This window comes from Rhodanobacter sp. Soil_C_14 (assembly GCF_057657335.1).
This window is the reverse complement of record NZ_JBDGIQ010000001.1, coordinates 350,577-364,476: the sequence shown is the minus strand read 5'-3', so window position 1 is coordinate 364,476 and position 13,900 is coordinate 350,577. Positions and strand designations below refer to the sequence as shown.

Below are 13,900 nucleotides of genomic sequence, written 5' to 3'. Positions count from 1 at the left end.
TGGTCGGGCCGTACGATCCGTTGTCTGCCTCGTCACCGCCATCCGTTTCTTGCTCAGATCCGCTGCCAGCCTTCGAATCCGGTCAGCATCGCCGCGGCAATCAGCAGGCCGCCCACGCAGCGGTTCGCCAGCATGCCGGCTGCCGGCCGGCCTTGCAGCCACCGTCGTGCCCGGTCGGCCATCACGGTCACGCCGCCGTAGATGAAGAACTGGTTGATCGCGATGATCAGCCACATCAGCGTCGCCTGCAGCCAGATCAGGCCGTATTCGGGCCGCAGGAATTGCGGGAACACGGCGAGCATGAACAGGTAGGCCTTGGGGTTGAGCAGGCTGGTCAGCACGCCCTGGCGAAACGTCGCTGCGCGCGAACGCAGCGGGACGTCCGTGTGCAGGCCGAGGGAGGCCTCGCTGCGCAGCAGCGAGATGCCGATCCAGGCGATGTACAGCGCACCGGCCAGCAGCAGCGCGTTGAACGCACCCGGAACCAGCTTGATCAGCACGCTGATGCCCAGCGCCGTCATCAGCACATGGCAGACCCCGCCGGCGATGATGCCGGCCACCGCGGCGAAACCGCGGCTGCGCCCGCCGGCCAGGGTGCTGCCCATGACGAAGGCCATGTCCAGGCCCGGCAACACGATGATGCCGAAGACCAGGGCGAAGAACAGCCACAGTTGTTCGTAGTGGTTCATGGCGCGCTCTCCGCGTTCGCATCGGGCAACCAGCGCAGGCGCGAGCGCGGGGTCGGGTCCATCACCACGCGCTCCGGCGTACCGCGCAGCAGGCCGCTGGCGGCGAGCGACCGTTCGGCGGCGGCCAGCCGTGGCATCAATTGCTTGTCCAGCATGGCGTTGTCGCGGACCACGCCCAGCCACACCAGGAACGGCCCGTCACTGCGTATCGGCAGCTGCGGAAAGTTGTTCGGCACGTCCAGTGACACCAGCACGCCGGCGGGGTGCACACCTTCGACGCGGTAGGCGTCGAACGCTGCCTCGGCCTGTTTCGCGAAGGCTTCCTCGCTGCCTTTCTTCACCGCGAAGATCTGCGCGACCACGACACCCTGCGCGCCGCGTTGTTCGGTCACCGGGTCCACCGCGGGCAGCACGCTGACGCCCTGATCCGCATGCAGCGGGCGCAACAGCATCACGTTGTCGCTGTCCGGCAGGATCGCGTTGACCTTGACGCGATGTTCCTTCCACAGCGGGCCGTAGTAGAACGCGGCGTTGACGATCGGACGCGCGTTGATGTCGTGGAAGCCACGCAGCCAGGTGAAGCGGTTCGGATGCCCGCGCTCGGCGAACTGGCCGAACACCATCGCACCGAGCTGCTCGAACGCTTCCGGGAAATACGCGTCGAAGTATTTGACGAAGTGCGCCAGCTCGCCGTCGCTGGTGACGTAACGACGGAACTCGACGACCTGGTAATCCTGCAGATGCTGCACGCTTTCCATCGTGGGGACCTCGTTCGTGGCGTGTGCCGACAGGGCGGTACCGAGCGCGATGGCTGCGACGGTGCCGGACAACAGTCGTTGGACGTGGTTCATGGGGATTCCTGGCTGTGCGCCGAGTCGCGCGAGACCTACGCTAAGGCACATACAGGGCAATAATCGCCCTGATTTGCCGTTACCATGGCGGCCATGGCCAAACCCACCACCCGCGTGCTGGCGGTGCTCGACCTGCTGCAGAGCCACGGTCGCATGAGCGGGCCGGAACTGGCGCGCCGGGTCGGCGTCGACGTGCGCACGCTGCGGCGCTACATCGTGGCGCTGGAAGACCTCGGCATCCCGCTCACCACCGAGCGTGGCCGCGCCGGTGCCTACATGCTGGTCGCCGGCTTCAAGTTGCCGCCGATGATGTTCACCAACGACGAGGCGGTGGCGCTGTCGGTCGGCCTGGTGGCGGCGCGGGGGCTGGGCCTGGCCGAAGCGTCACCGGCGGTGGAAAGCGTGCAGGCCAAGCTGGCGCGGGTGATGCCCGACAAGTTGAAGCGCCACGCGAATGCGATTGCCGACACGGTGAAGGTGGACTTGTTGCCGGCCTCGGGCACGCCGGGCAGCAACGCGGCGCTGATCGCGCTGGCGGGTGCGGCGCAGGCGCAGCGGCGCGTGCGGATGCATTACGAATCGGCCGCGGGCGTGCGCACCGAGCGCGAGTTCGATCCCTACGGCCTGGCCTGGCGGGCTGGTGCCTGGTACGCGCTGGGCATGTGCCACCTGCGTCATGGCCTGCGTTCGTTCCGGCTCGATCGCGTGGGCGAGGTGAGCCTGCTCGAACCGTCGTTCCGGCGGCCGCCGGGTTTCGATGCGCTGGATCAGCTGCTGCAATCCATCGGCGCGATCGCTTACGCCCACCCGATCGAGGTGCTGCTGCACACGGACCTGCAGACGGCGCGCCGGGTGTTTTCGCTTGCCTTCGGCGTGCTTGAGCCGATCGAAGGCGGCGTGCTCCTGCGCACCAGCGCCGATGATCTCGACTGGTTCGCCCGCCAGCTGGCCGGACTGGCGTTCGACTTCGAGATCCGCACGCCCGCGAAGCTCCGTGTCGAACTGGCCCGTTGCGCGGCACGGCTGCAGCGTCTGGCCACGACCGCTGCCGGTTGAGCTGCAGCGACCCTCACACCACCCGCGTGCGCTTCCACCAGCGCGTGACCTTGTCCTCGCGCACGAAGGTGAACAGGCCGGCGCCCAGGATGATCGCGATGCCGATCGCCATCGGCCAGTCCAGCGCGTCGTGGAACAGCACGTAGCCCAGCAGCACCGCCCACAGCATCTGGCTGTATTGGGTCGGCGCGACATGGTTGGCCGGCGCGCGCTGGGTGGCCAGCATCAACAACACCGAGGCTAGCGCGGCGAGCAGGCCGTAGCCGAGCAGCAATCCCCACTGCGCCAGGTCGGGCCAGCGGAAGTCGGCCAGCATCATCGCTCCGGCGAACAGCAGTGAGCCGACCATGCCGGCGCCGTACAGGGTGACGCGTTTCTCGTGGGGGCCGGCCATGCGCAGCGCGATCATCGAGATCGCGCCCGAAAGCCCGCAGATGATCGCGGCCAGGTGGCCGATGCCGAGCACCCGGAAGCCCGGTCGCAGCACCACCAGCACGCCGATGAAGCCGGCCACCACCGCCGACCAGCGGCGCCAGCCCACGTGTTCCTTCAGCACCAGCACCGACAGGATGGTGACGAAGATCGGCAACAGGAAGATCAGCGCGAACGCCTCGGCCATCGGCAGCGCGGTGAATGCGACCACGGCGGAAATGCTGCCGATCGCGCTGGCCACCGCGCGCACCAGCCACAGACCCTGGCGCTGTGCCCGCACCACGTCGCGCCAGCGATCGCCGCGGCCCTTGATGAAGGGCAGCGCGGTCAGCCCCAGCGCGGCGCCGAAAAACACCGCCTCGTAAGGTGGCAGCGAGCCGTGCAGCAGCTTCACGAAGGCGTCGCTGAGGGCGAACGCCGCGAAGGCCATGAAGCCGAGCAAGACACCTTTGAACATGGGATTCCGGGCAGGCATGGGACAGGCAACTGTGGCAAGTGTGGTGGTGCGGGCCACGCCGGCGAGACCATACGCGCCCGCCCGGTTTGCCGCACGCCTCCGGCCTGTGCGGCAGCATGGCTCGCGCTACAATACCGGTTTTACGCGCCCTCCCTGGAGCTAGCATGGCTGTCAGTCTGAACCCGCTCGATCTGTACGATGTCCGCTCACTGCTCACCGACGAGGAGCGCATGGTGCAGGACTCCGTCGGCCGTTTCGTCGACGAGCGCGTGCTGCCGATCATCGGCGACTGCTTCGACCAGGGCCGTTTCCCGAAGGAGTTGATCCCGGAGATCGCCGCGCTCGGCCTGCTTGGCGCCACGATTCCCGAAGAATACGGCGGCGCCGGCATGAACGGCGTCAGCTACGGCCTGATCTGCCAGGAGCTGGAGCGCGGCGATTCCGGTCTGCGCAGCTTCGCCTCGGTGCAGAGTTCGCTGTGCATGTACCCGATCTTTGCCTACGGCAGCGAGGAGCAGAAGAAGCACTACCTGCCGCAGATGTCGGCCGGTGAAGTGATCGGCTGCTTCGGCCTGACCGAACCGCACGGCGGCTCCGACCCGGCCAACATGAAGACGAACGCCAGGAAGGACGGCGGCGACTGGGTCATCAACGGCGCCAAGATGTGGATCACCAACGGCAACCTGGCGCACATCGCGATCGTCTGGGCGCAGACGGACGACGGCATCCAGGGCTTCGTGGTGCCGACCGACACGGCCGGCTTCAAGGCGCAGGAAATCCACAAGAAGATGAGCTTGCGCGCCTCGGTCACCAGCGCGCTGTTCTTCGACAACGTGCGCGTGCCGGACAGTGCGCGCCTGCCGAACGTAAAGGGCCTGAAGGGCCCGCTGGGCTGCCTCACGCAGGCCCGCTACGGCATCACTTGGGGCCCGATCGGCGCGGCGCAGGCCTGCCTCAAGGAAGTGCTCGACTACACGGCCGAGCGCATCCTGTTCGGCAAGCCGCTCGCCTCCAACCAGGCGGTGCAGCTGAAGATGGCCGACATGGCCAGGCGCATCACCACCGCCCAGCTGCTGTCGCTGCAGCTCGGTCGGCTGAAGGATGCGGGCAAGATGCAGCCGACCCAGGTCTCGCTGGCGAAGTGGAACAACTGCCGCATGGCCATCGACATCGCTCGCCAGTGCCGCGACATCCTGGGCGGTGCCGGCATCACCACCGAGCACGGCGCGATCCGCCACGCGCTGAACCTGGAATCGGTGATCACCTATGAAGGCACCGAGACCGTGCACGAACTGGTGGTCGGCCGCGAACTGACCGGCATCAACGCGTTCTGAAAGGGGTTTGCCGCGCATGGATTTCGATTCGCTGCGCATCGACACCGAGCGCCTGATCCTGCGGCCGCCGCGGGCAGGGGATTTCGACGCCTATGCCGCCAACATGGCCGACGCCGAAGCGGCCCGCTTCATTGGCGGGCAGCAGGCGCGAGCGGTGGCATGGCGAGGTTTCCTGGCATCGGCCGGCGCGTGGACGATCCAGGGTTTCTCGATGTTTTCGGTGATCGAAAAAAGTAGTGGCCAGTGGATCGGCCGACTCGGCCCCTGGCATCCGGAAGGCTGGCCCGGCACCGAGGTGGGCTGGGGCCTGGCCCGCAGCGCCTGGGGCAAGGGCTATGCGCTGGAAGGCTGCATCGCCGCGATCGACTGGACCTTCGACCAGCTTGGCTGGGACGAGATGATCCATTCCATCCACCCCGACAACCACGCCTCGCAGGCGCTGGCGCAGCGACTCGGTTCGACCAACCGTGGTCCGGGCAAGCTGCCCGCGCCGTATGAGGATTCGCCCACCGACATCTGGGCGCAGACGCGCGAGCAGTGGCGCCGGCGTCGCGCATGAGCCACCTGTCGCCCGCGCTGTACACCACCCTGGCCGAGATCGTGCCGGACCTGCACGTGCGGTGCGTCGATCCGTGGTGCGTGATCGGCAGCACCGCGGCGCTGCTGCTCGGCGCGCAGACCAGCGCGGCGGATGTGGATGTGCTGACCTCGCGGGCGGACGCGGAGCGTCTGATGGCGCACTGGGCAGCGCGCCGCGAGTCCGCGTTTGCGCCGCCCGATGACGATCGCTTCCGCTCGCATTTCGCCCGTTTCCGTTTTCCCGGCGCGCCTGTCGAAGTGATGGGCGCGCTTGAACTCCATGTCGACGAATGCTGGCAGCCCGTGCTGCCGGGAAAGCTGGTGCTGGCCGGCGTGAATGGCCTCGCCGTGCCGGTGCCGTCGGTCGACGACCAGATCCGGCTGCTTGAAAGCTTCGGTCGCGAAAAAGATGCGCCCCGCGTTGCCGCCTTGCGCGCCCTGGCCGCTCCGGTCTTCAGCATGCCGGTCGTATCCCTCCATTGATGCCGCGTCGCGGCTGCCTGTCCACCCACACGAATTCGCCATGACCGCCATTCCGTTTGCCATCAGCGCTCGCCACAAGGGTTTCAACCGTGCCGAGGTCGTCGACCAGAACTTCATCGAGTTCGTGCAGTTGTGGAACGGCGAGGTGCGCGCCGCGCCGCGCGATGACGCCGCCGTGCTGCCGGGCAGTGCGCTGGATGCGCGCGGTTTCCGCGAGCTGCTGGAATCCCAATTGATCTCGCGCCACCTCGACCTGATGGCCCGCGTGCTGCGCGTGCAGAACAAGGTGTTCTACACGATCGGTTCGTCCGGCCACGAAGGTAACGCGATGGTGGCGCGGCTGACCCGGCACACCGATCCGGCCTTCCTGCACTACCGCTCCGGTGGCTTCATGGCCGAGCGCTTCCGCAAGATCCCGGGCATGGACCCGGTGATGGACTCGGCGTTGTCTTTCGCCGCCAGCAAGGACGATCCGGCCTCCGGCGGTCGCCACAAGGTATGGGGCAGCAAGCCGTTGTGGGTGCTGCCGCAGACCTCGACGATCGCCTCGCACCTGCCCAAGGCGCTGGGCACCGCGGTGGCGATCGAGCAGGCACGGCGCATCGGCCATCAACTGCCGATCCCCGACGACAGCATCACGATCTGCTCGTTCGGGGATGCCTCCAGCAACCACGCCACCGCGCAGACCGCGTTCAACACCGCGGCGTGGACGGCGTACCAGAAGCTGCCCGCACCGGTGCTGTTCGTGTGCGAGGACAACGGCATCGGCATCTCGGTGAAGACGCCGTCGGGCTGGGTCGCGAACAACTACCAGCATCGCGCCAACCTCGACTATTTCTTCGCCGACGGGCTCGACGTGGCCGAAGGCTACGCCCAGGTGCAGCGCGCGGTGGAGCATTGCCGCACGACGCGCCGGCCGACCTTCCTGCACCTGAAGACCACCCGCGTGATGGGTCACGCCGGTACCGATTTCGAAATCGAGTGGCGCAGCATCGAGGAGCTTTTTGCCGTCGAGTGCTCCGACCCGCTGCTGCGTTCGGCCGGTATCGCGCTGGAGTCCGGCCTGTACTCGAAGGACGAATTGCTGAACCTGTACGAGGCCACCCGCAAGCGCTGCTTCGCCGCCGCCGAGGATGCGGATTCGCGTCATCGGCTGACCTCGCTGGACGACGTGATGGCCCCGCTGGCGCCATACACGCCGGCCGCGGTGAAGGCCGAGGCCACCCGTGCGGATTATGCCGAGAAGCGTCTGGCGGTATTCGGCGGCGAGGCGAAGCTGCCTGAGAACCTGCCGCCGCGGCACATGGCGATCCAGATCGGCCAGGCGCTGCATGACCTGCTGGCAAAGTATCCGGAAGCGTTGCTGTTCGGCGAGGACGTGGCGCAGAAGGGCGGCGTGTACACCGTCACCAAGGGGCTGAACAAGACCTTCAAGGGCAGCCGCGTGTTCAACACGCTGCTGGACGAAACGATGATCCTGGGCCTGGCCCAGGGCTACGCGAACATGGGCATGCTGCCGCTGCCGGAGATCCAGTACCTGGCGTATTTCCACAACGCCTGCGACCAGATCCGCGGCGAGGCGGCTTCGCTGCAGTTCTTCTCCAACAACCAGTACCGCAACCCGATGGTGATGCGCGTGGCCTCGCTGGGTTACCAGAAAGGCTTCGGCGGCCACTTCCACAACGACAACTCGATCACCGCGCTGCGCGACATCCCCGGCCTGGTGGTCGGCTGCCCGAGCCGCGGCGACGACGCGGCGATGATGCTGCGCACGCTGATGGCGCTGGCGAAGGTCGACGGCCGCGTTTGCGCCTTCCTCGAACCGATCGCGCTGTACATGACCAAGGACCTGTACGAGGCCGGTGACGGCCAGTGGCAGTTCGACTATCCCGCGCCCGACCAGGCGATGACGCTGGGCGAGGGCCGTGTCTACAACGACGCGGCGGACGACCTGGTGGTGTTCACCTTCGGCAACGGCGTGCCGATGGCGTTGCGCGCCGCGCGCACGATCGAAGCGGAGTTGAAGTGGAAGGTGCGTGTGGTCGACCTGCGCTGGCTGGCGCCGCTCAACGACGGCTTCATTGCGGCGCAGGCGAAAACCGCCAAGCGCATCCTGGTGCTGGACGAAGGCCGCAAGAGCGCGGGCGTGGGCGAGGGCGTGATCACCGCGATCGTCGAAGGCGGCTGCGGCGCCACGCCGCTGCATCGCGTGGTCGGCGCCGACACGTTCACGCCACTGGCCGGTGCGGCGCTGCTGGTGTTGCCGGGCGAGGCCGACGTGGTGGCCGCGGCGAAGGAGCTGGCGGCAAGGTCCTGACGAACGGCGCGGCGGGTTGGCCTACTTGTCCGATTCGCGCCGTTCCACGATATGCAGGCGCCGGCCCGGAGACGGGTGGGCGCCGCGCACCTCGCCATCGTCCTGGCGATACATGCAGACCCGGTTGCGTCCCTTGAGCTTGGCGTCGTACATCGCCTGATCGGCGCGTTCGACCAGCGATTCCACGTCGTCGTCGTGGTGGCGGATGGTGACGCCGATGCTGATGCTGAGCAGCGCCTCGGCATTCACCGGAATTTCCAGGCGATGGACGCGGCGGCACAATCGGGTCGCCACGTGCATGGCCTGTTCCGGCCGGGTGTTGTCGAGCAGGGCGACGAATTCCTCGCCGCCGTAGCGGCCAAACAGGTCGCCGGGCCGCAGTTCGGCGGTCAGCGCGTTGGCCACCGCGACCAGGGCGCGGTCGCCGGTGTTGTGTCCCTGGCGGTCGTTCAGCAGCTTGAAATGATCGAGGTCCAGGAACAGCAGGGCCATCGGTCGCGTCGTGCTGGCCGACAACAGCGTGTTGACCCGTTCGGTCCAGCCGCGGCGGTTGAGCACGTCGGTCAGCGCGTCGCGGTCGGCCAGCACGCGCACCACGTCGCGGTCGTGGCGCAGGCGCAGCGCACGGTCGGCCAGTCCCAGCGACAGCACCACCGCCTCGAACGCGCCACCGGCCACGCTCGCGTCGTTGAGCCAGTCCAGTTGCGGCAGGGCGCCGTTGACCTGGGCGCTGCTCAGCGCGGTGAGCAGCAGCAGCGGCGTCCACCCGGCCAGGAAGAACCACGCCTGCCGCGAACCGCGGGCCGCCGCCACGATGGCGGCTATCAGCAACAGCGCCGCGCCGATCATCAGCAGGGGGTTCAGCAGGATCTGCGCCACGTGCACCAGCAGCGGGACCTGGCTGCTGCGCATCAGCACCAGTTGGATCATGCCCACCGCGAGTGCGGTGATCGGCACCCGCAGCAAGGGCGCGTAACGCTGCAGCTCGCAGAATCGCGTCATGAACAGCGAGGCAAACGCCACCGACAGCGCGACCGCGGCAGAGCCGACCATCACGGCCATGCCCGACAGCCACTCCCATTCCAGCGGATGGAACACGAAGCCGGTCTGGATGCCCTGGATCAGGCAGTAGCAGAGGATGTAGCCGGCGTACCAGGCGTAGGTGACGTCGCGCAGCATGCCGGCAAAGCACAGGGCCATCAGCACCATCGCCAGCATCACCGCGAAGCAGGCGCTGGCGAACACCAGCCAGCGCGCGTCCTGCTGCACGTAGTCGCGCATGGGCTCGACCTGGAAACGCACCGGGGCCACCAGGGTTGCCGAGGGATCGAAGCGCAGCAGGATCGGCGTGGACGCCGCCATGCCGACGGGAACCTGCCATGCCAGCCGGCCATGACCGTGGAAGGGCGCGCTGAAGTCGTCCAGCGCCAGCGTCGTCGGCACGCTCCCGGCGAATACGGTGACATTGGCCAGGGTGGGCGGATAGATCGTCAGTACGCGGCCGCTGTTGTCCCAGGGCGGTTGCGGCGCGATGACCACCCAGCTGCCGGCGCCGTCATGGGGAAAGCGCTGCAGCAGCGAGGGGTCGAAACTCTTCAGCGCACCCTGGTGGTATTCCGCCATCACCGAGGCTGGCGTGTCGCCGGCGCGCACCTGGCGCCAGGCGCCATTCAGCGGTGTGGCAGCGTGGGCGACCCCCAGGGTGAGCCAGAGCAGGGCCGACAGCAGGGCGCGCCATGCAAGTGGCCGACGCCGTGGTGTCAGAAGTGTGAGCAGCCTCTCCATCTGCCTCTCTCCGCCCTGCCGAATTCCTGCGGGATTGCACGTGCTGGATCGTGTTGCCGGAAACATGGGCGAATGGGCACCAGCGCATCCCATGCGCCGGCCGACGGGGCCCCGACCCGTCGTGCAGCATGCCCCCGGCGGGTTGACTATCCAACCTGCCGACCTTTGAGGCCAGTGTCAAGCACGCCCCGTGCCAGCGCATCGACGGCCGGCGCAAACCTCGGCCTGACGGGGCCGGGGGCGCCCCGGCCCGATGGCACCCGGCACGACACGGGCGCTGGGGCGGGTCCAGTCCGGCCCCTGGGCGTCAGCGATGTGGCGCCATCAGCCCGGTCGGCGCGCGCCCAGCAGCACCAGCACTTCCTGCGCGCTGCGGATGCGTTCGCTGGCGCCGGGCAGGTCGAGGATCACCTTCAGCTTGTCCTGGCCGTCCAGCTTGTACACGCGGGGCAGTTGCTGGATCAGCTTGATGATCGCCATCGGGTCGATCTCGGGTTTCTCGCGGAAGGTGATGCGACCGCCGTTGGCACCGAAATCCAGCTTGCGGATGCCCAGCGGAGTGGCCATCAGCTTCAGGCTGGCCACCGCGAACAATTGCTTGGTGGCATCGGGGAGCAGGCCGAAGCGGTCGATCATCTCCACCTGCAGGTCGCGCAGGTCGTCCTCGCTGCGGGCACTGGCGATGCGCTTGTACAGGGTCAGGCGGTGATGCACGTCGCCCAGGTAATCGTCGGGGATCAGCGCGGGCAGGTGCAGCTCGACTTCGGTCTCGTGCTCGGAGCTCAGGTCGAAGTCCGGCACCTTGCCGGACTTCAGCGCGCGTACCGCCCGATCGAGCAGCTCGGTGTAGAGGCCGAAGCCGATCTCCTGGATCTGGCCGGACTGCTCGTCGCCGAGCAGTTCGCCGGCGCCGCGGATTTCCAGGTCGTGGGTGGCCAGGGTGAAGCCGGCGCCGAGTTCCTCCAGCGAGGCGAGTGCTTCCAGCCGCTTCTGCGCATCGGCGGTGATCGACTTGCGGTCGGGAACCACCAGGTACGCATACGCGCGGTGATGCGAACGGCCGACGCGACCGCGCAGCTGATGCAGCTGGGCCAGGCCGAAGTGGTCGGCGCGGTTGATGATGATGGTGTTGGCGCTGGGGATGTCGATGCCGGTTTCGATGATCGTGGTGCACACCAGCACGTTGAAGCGCTGGCGGTGGAAATCCGCCATCACGCCTTCCAGTTCGCGCTCGGGCATCTGGCCGTGGGCGATGCGGATGCGCGCCTCGGGCACCAGCTCCTCCAGTTCGCGCACGATCCGCTCGATGCTCTGCACCTCGTTGTGCAGGAAGTAAACCTGGCCGCCGCGCGACAGCTCGCGCTGCAGCGCCTCGCGGATCGTCGCCGGGTCCCACGCCGAGATGAAGGTGCGCACGGCGCTGCGGTGCGCCGGCGGCGTGGCGATCAATGAAAGATCGCGCAGGCCGGCCATCGCCATGTTCAAGGTGCGCGGGATCGGCGTGGCGGTCATCGTCAGCAGGTCGACCTCGGCACGCAGCTTCTTCAGCTGCTCCTTCTGGCGCACGCCGAAACGCTGTTCCTCGTCGACGATCACCAGGCCCAGGTTCTTGAACCGGATGTCCGGCTGCAGCAGCTTGTGGGTGCCCACGATCACGTCGATCTGGCCGTCGGCAAGACGCTTCAGCGCCTCGTTCACTTCCTTGGCCGACTTGAAGCGCGACAGCACGTCGACCCGCACCGGCCAGTCGGCGAAGCGGTCGGCGAAATTGCGGTAGTGCTGCTGGGCGAGCAGGGTGGTCGGCACCAGCACGGCGACCTGCTTGCCCGCGGTGGCGGTGGCGAAGGCGGCGCGCAGCGCGACCTCGGTCTTGCCGAAACCCACGTCGCCGCAGATCACCCGGTCCATCGCGCGGGGCGCGGCCAGATCTTCCAGCACGGCCTCGATCGCGGTTTCCTGGTCGGGGGTTTCCTCGAACGGAAAGGTGCTGCCGAACTGTTCGACCATCTGCCGATCGATCGGCATCGACTCGCCACCGCGTGCCTGGCGCTGGGCGTAGATCGCCAGCAGTTCGGCGGCCACGTCGCGCACTTTTTCCGCGGCCTTCCGGCGCGCGCGTTCCCACGCATCGCCGCCCAGCGAATGCAGCGGCGCCAGTTCCGGCGCGGTGCCGGAGTAGCGGCTGACCAGGCCGAGCTGCGCTACCGGCACATAGAGCTTGTCGCCCTTGGCGTATTCGATGGTGAGGAACTCGCCGTCCATGCCGCCCACGTCCATCGAGGCCAGGCCCTGGTAGCGGCCCACGCCGTGATCCACGTGCACGATCGGCGCGCCGATGGTGAGCTCGGTGAGGTCGCGGATGATGCTTTCCGGATCGCGCGCGGTGCCACGGCGGCGCTTGCGGTCGCGCTCGCTGCGCACCCGCTCGCCGTAGAGCTCGCGCTCGGTGAGCACGGCGAGCGCGGGCTTGGTCAGCGCAAAGCCCTGTTCCAGCGGCGCGATGGTGATCGCGAACTTGACTCCCTCCCCTGCTTGCAGGGGAGGGTTGGGGAGGAGAAAAGCGCCCCAGCCCTCGATGACTTCGGGTTTCAATCCCGCTGCTGCCAGCGTCTCGATCAGCGCCTCGCGTCGCCCCGCCGAATCTGCGGCGATCAGCACGCGGCCGGGATAGCTGGACAGGAAATGCCGCAGCGACGTGCCGGGCTCCTCGCCCTTGCGATTGAGCGGCAGCTCCGGCGCCGGCTGGGTGCCGGTGTCGACGGCATGCTCGTGGCCGGCCTCGACCACTTCCACCCGCAGCCGCTTGTTGAGCTGTTCGCGCAGCTTTTCCGGCGGCAGGTAGAGCTCGGCCGGTGGCAGCACCGGGCGCTCGATGTCGTGCGCGCGCTGGTCGTAGCGTTCGGCGGTCTGCGTCCAGAACTGCTCGGCCGCTTCGCCGGCGCCTTCGCCCAGCACGAACAGCGCGTCGTCGGCGAGGTAGTCGAACAGCGTGGCGGTTTGTTTGAAGAATAAAGGCAGGTAGTACTCGATGCCGCCGGGCGTGACGCCTTCCTTCATGTCCTGGTACAGCGGGCAGCGGCGCACGTCGATCGGGAAGCGTTCGCGCAGGTTGCCCCGAAATTCCTTCGCCGCTTCGTCGGTCAGCGGAAACTCGCGTGCCGGCAGCAGCTCGACCTTGTCCACCTGCTGCTGCGAGCGCTGGGTTTCCGGATCGAAGCTGCGGATCGAATCCACTTCATCGTCGAACAGCTCGATGCGATACGGCTCGGCCGTGCCCATCGGGAATACGTCGAGCAGGGCGCCGCGCACGGCGAAGTCACCGGGCTCGGCCACCTGCGGCACGTGACGGTAACCGGAGGCCTCAAGCCGGCGCTGTTCGGCGGCGAGGTCGAACTTCTGGCCCTTGGACAGCACCAGTCCGGAACCAGTGATGTGCGCGCGCGGCGCGATCCGCTGCATCAGCGTGGCGATCGGCACCACCAGCACGCCGCGCTTCACGCTGGGCAACTGGTACAAGGTGGCGATGCGCTGCGAGACAATTTCCGGGTGCGGGCTGAACACGTCGTAGGGCAGCGTTTCCCAGTCCGGGAAATGCAGCACCGGCAGGCCGCCGGCGAAGATCTTCAGCTCCGATTCGAGCGCCTGGGCGCGCTGGGTGTCGCGGGTCACCGCCACCAGCAGGCCTTCGTGCGAACGCGCCGCTTCGGCAATCAGCAGCGCTCGGCCGGAGCCGTGGGGCGGCGTCCAGTAGCGGCGTTGCTTCGGGGTGGTCGGCAGGGGCGGGTGTTTGATCGGGCTGGTCATGGGGACGCGTGTGCAGGGCGCCGCCAGAAGTGCCGCGCCGGGGAAAGCGGGCAAGTGTAACGCGATGTGCCCGAGCGTCCGTGGAGCGGCGCTGATGTCTTGCTCCCCCCTGC

The 13,900-nt window shown here is 67.8% G+C and carries 10 protein-coding genes; 5 read left to right on the top strand and 5 right to left on the bottom strand.

All coding sequences use genetic code 11. The features are described 5' to 3' along the window. Positions 1–53: 53 nt before the first annotated feature. Together AC3A56_RS01695 and AC3A56_RS01690 are read right to left on the bottom strand one after the other, a co-directional pair. Positions 54–689 carry a LysE family translocator gene (locus AC3A56_RS01695; RefSeq protein WP_056765675.1) on the bottom strand — a complete coding sequence of 212 codons (636 nt, stop codon included), beginning with the start codon at positions 687–689 and terminating at the stop codon, positions 54–56. Then, the gene (locus AC3A56_RS01690; RefSeq protein ID WP_056765678.1) at positions 686–1,540 is read right to left on the bottom strand and encodes an NIPSNAP family protein; all 855 of its coding nucleotides are present in this window, start codon (positions 1,538–1,540) and stop codon (positions 686–688) included. The genes AC3A56_RS01695 and AC3A56_RS01690 overlap by 4 nt, the downstream gene beginning before the upstream one ends. Positions 1,541–1,633: 93 nt before the next feature. Between AC3A56_RS01690 and AC3A56_RS01685 the strand changes: the two genes are divergently transcribed. Further along, positions 1,634–2,596, top strand: coding sequence for a helix-turn-helix transcriptional regulator (locus tag AC3A56_RS01685; protein ID WP_487769137.1), 963 nt, complete (start codon positions 1,634–1,636; stop codon positions 2,594–2,596). Positions 2,597–2,609: 13 nt separating this feature from the next. Here the strand turns inward: AC3A56_RS01685 and AC3A56_RS01680 are convergent, their stop codons facing one another. After that, positions 2,610–3,485, bottom strand: coding sequence for a DMT family transporter (locus AC3A56_RS01680; RefSeq protein ID WP_487769136.1), 876 nt, complete (start codon positions 3,483–3,485; stop codon positions 2,610–2,612). 164 nt (positions 3,486–3,649) lie between these two features. Here AC3A56_RS01680 and AC3A56_RS01675 point away from each other — a divergent pair, with 164 nt between their 5' ends. Genes AC3A56_RS01675 through AC3A56_RS01660 form a run of 4 tightly spaced genes read left to right on the top strand, consistent with a single transcriptional unit; the run spans position 3,650 to position 8,198 of the window. Beyond that, positions 3,650–4,819, top strand: coding sequence for an acyl-CoA dehydrogenase family protein (locus AC3A56_RS01675; protein WP_487769135.1), 1,170 nt, complete (start codon positions 3,650–3,652; stop codon positions 4,817–4,819). Positions 4,820–4,835: 16 nt separating this feature from the next. Next, entirely contained in the window at positions 4,836–5,378 is a 543-nt protein-coding gene (locus AC3A56_RS01670; protein ID WP_487769134.1) for a GNAT family N-acetyltransferase, read from the top strand. Beyond that, the gene (locus AC3A56_RS01665; RefSeq protein WP_487769133.1) at positions 5,375–5,881 is read left to right on the top strand and encodes a nucleotidyltransferase family protein; all 507 of its coding nucleotides are present in this window, start codon (positions 5,375–5,377) and stop codon (positions 5,879–5,881) included. Before AC3A56_RS01670 ends, AC3A56_RS01665 begins: the two co-directional genes overlap by 4 nt. 40 nt (positions 5,882–5,921) lie before the next feature. After that, complete coding sequence (locus tag AC3A56_RS01660; protein ID WP_487769132.1) at positions 5,922–8,198, top strand: thiamine pyrophosphate-dependent enzyme; 2,277 nt, start codon at positions 5,922–5,924, stop codon at positions 8,196–8,198. A 21-nt stretch (positions 8,199–8,219) separates the two neighbouring features. On the opposite strand, the gene AC3A56_RS01655 is transcribed toward AC3A56_RS01660, so the two are convergent. Together AC3A56_RS01655 and mfd are read right to left on the bottom strand one after the other, a co-directional pair. Beyond that, positions 8,220–9,983: a GGDEF domain-containing protein gene (locus tag AC3A56_RS01655; RefSeq protein ID WP_487769131.1), complete on the bottom strand. Its 1,764-nt coding sequence runs from the start codon at positions 9,981–9,983 to the stop codon at positions 8,220–8,222. Between the two features lie 324 nt (positions 9,984–10,307). Further along, complete coding sequence (mfd, locus tag AC3A56_RS01650; protein WP_487769130.1) at positions 10,308–13,787, bottom strand: transcription-repair coupling factor; 3,480 nt, start codon at positions 13,785–13,787, stop codon at positions 10,308–10,310. Positions 13,788–13,900: the final 113 nt, after the last annotated feature.